A 2,322-nucleotide genomic window follows, 5' to 3' on the forward strand; every position below is an offset into this window, starting at 1 on the left:
GCCGACCAGGCGACGGCCGAACCAACGAACCTGAACACCCGCCAACCCCTCCTGACCAGCTGATCAGCAACTCCCGAACAACGGGGGAACCTCAGTAGGCGATTACCTCGCGAACCGGCAGGTCTCTGTGGGCGCGTATCCCGTACACACACTCCTGAGACTGACCCCAGACTCGCTTCCCCCTTCCGAGCCCGTCCCATCCCGTATTGCCGAACTGCGCTGGCTGGTATGCCGGCTCATCGGGCTCGAGAACGACATCTACAGCGCCCATAAGGAAGTTCACGACGGAACGGGCCTGACGCTGCTCGATGTGATCCAGCGCAACTACGGTCTGGATCTGCCTAACTCCCTCGCGGCAGCCCTGGCCATCGGCTCCGCGCTACGGACCCAGCACGACGAACTCGTCACCGCCATTCTCCAGGATCCCACCCTGTCGTCCGGCGCTCGACGATTCGCCGAACTATTGGCCACCGTTGTTGACGGCCAGATCGAATGGGCCTTCGGCAGCATGCGCTACGGCATGCAATCCTTCCCCCCAGCCGATGTGGATCTCCAGACTCTGCCGAACCAAGCCCAGCACGGGCAGAGTTCGCCGCTCATCTGACCGAGGCCTGAGCCGGGGACACCTCCGGCGTGATCACGGATGTGGCCCCTACCGCGGCCACTGCTGTGGGTGGTAGCCGTCGCCGGAGACCGTGGGGTGGTCGACTGGCGGGTGGTGGAAGGCGTGCAATGCGTCGCCGTAGGCCGCGAGGCGCCAGTCGACGCCCGCGGCCTGCATCTCGGCGGTGAACGCGTTCCGTTGCGCGGGCGGCATGATCGGGTCTTCCGATCCGACCCCGGCCCACACCGGGCAGCGGATGCGCGCTGCCTCGCCCGGTCGGCCCGTGGTAGTTGCGCTGACTGTCCCGATCGCGCGCATGTTGACGCCGTCGCGCTCGAATTCCAGCCCGACGGCGCTTCCGGGTGCCGTAGCCGACGGCGGCTATCTGGTCGGGGTCGGTCCGCGGTTCGGTGCGCAACACGTCGAGCGCCGCGTGGCCGATACCCTGCATCCGGTCAGGGTCGGCGAGCAGCGCCAGGCAACGGGCCAGTATCTCCTCGGGGCGGCCCAAATAGCGCCCGCCGTGAAGGTCGAAGGTCAGCGCCACGTATCCCAGTTCGGCGAGAGCATCGGCCCGGCGGCGTTCGACGTTGCTGAGCCCCATGCCCTCGGGTCCGAGCAGCACCGCAGGTCGGCGGTCGATACCGGCCGGGAGCACGAGGTGCCCGATCATCGTCAAACCGTCGGCCGGGTACGCGACCGTACGCGTCGTCAAGAGACTGGACTGTAGTGATCGTCGAGCCCGGTCCGGCCGGTGTTCTGCCGCTGGCAGAACAGTGCGCGTGTCTCTCGGACATACGGGGGCCAAGCGCTCAGCGCTTCAAGATCATCTCGCTCCCTCTTTGGTGCGTACCTCGGTCACAGAGGTGCTGCTTCAACCACTCACAGGCGTGGCGACCCTACTGAACTACGACTACACACCGTCACCGGTTTGCTTGTTCTCGCAGAGAACTGGCGATAGTTGAATATGCGAGCCCACCAGTAAGTACCGGGGCTGCACTCTCAGGGCCGTTCGAAGTGTCTGGTGTGGCGTTGGGGGTGGTGGCGTATATCGCCTCTGCGGCGGACTCCGACGCATGGCTGTGGCCTTACACGCGAGCGGCCGGTTCACCCGCAGGCGGCGCGTGTCTGCGCGTCCGGCCACACCTGCTGACAGGCATGCTGTCTACGACCTTTCAACAGAAGGAGAAGCGAATGGGCGTCTTCGACAAGTTCAGCGACCAGGCGAAGGCCAAGGGGAAGGACATCTCGGACAGCCTTGAGGAAGAGGCCAACGAGAAGACCGGCAACAAGTACACCGATCAGATCGACAAGGCGCAGCAGCAGGCGGAGCAAGGGCTGGGTATCGACGACAACCCCAACAAGTAGCCCGTCCAGGCGCGGTCACCTGGGTCCCGGACGCCGCCGTCCGACCGATGAGGCGGGAGTGCGGCGGACTGTGTTGCCTGGAGCCGGGCGGCAGTCACGCGCGCTGCGAAGGCCAACGTCTGGGTGTGATCCGTCGCTACCAGGCGCGCGGATCGCGTGCTGTCAGATTGGTGGCCGCGCCAACGTCCATCACCAGCTTCGGCGGCAGGACCGAATTGGTAGCCATCCGCAGCTCCTGCCGGGCGCAACTTGGTCGGGTGTAGCTCGATTGCAGGGAACCGCTGAGCTGGGAGAACGCTGCTTGGGGGTGCGCGGGGTAGTCGTCCTTCTACTGTGGCGGGTGGAGTAGG

General features: G+C 65.7%; 1 protein-coding gene and 2 pseudogenes. 2 read left to right on the forward strand and 1 reads right to left on the reverse strand.

Translation table 11 applies throughout. The features are described from left to right. Positions 1–103: 103 nt before the first annotated feature. Positions 104–604, forward strand: a pseudogene (locus ACIBEA_RS44415) (hypothetical protein); the annotation flags it as partial. A 48-nt stretch (positions 605–652) separates the two neighbouring features. On the opposite strand, the pseudogene ACIBEA_RS44420 reads toward ACIBEA_RS44415, so the two are convergent. Continuing rightward, a pseudogene (locus ACIBEA_RS44420) lies at positions 653–1,277 on the reverse strand (dienelactone hydrolase family protein). A 521-nt stretch (positions 1,278–1,798) separates the two neighbouring features. On the opposite strand from ACIBEA_RS44420, the gene ACIBEA_RS44425 reads away from it, so the two are divergent. Then, positions 1,799–1,972, forward strand: a complete 174-nt coding sequence (locus tag ACIBEA_RS44425) for an Rv0909 family putative TA system antitoxin (RefSeq protein ID WP_399270251.1) — start codon at positions 1,799–1,801, stop codon at positions 1,970–1,972. Positions 1,973–2,322 lie beyond the last annotated feature (350 nt).

Origin of the sequence: Streptomyces sp. NPDC051555 (assembly GCF_044454405.1) — a bacterium.
Taxonomy (GTDB): Bacteria; Actinomycetota; Actinomycetes; order Streptomycetales; family Streptomycetaceae; genus Streptomyces.

Excerpts from the sequence above, each read along its gene's own strand:
- ACIBEA_RS44425 (WP_399270251.1), top strand. The coding sequence starts at position 1,799 with ATGGGCGTCTTCGACAAGTTCAGCGACCAGGCGAAGGCCAAGGGGAAG.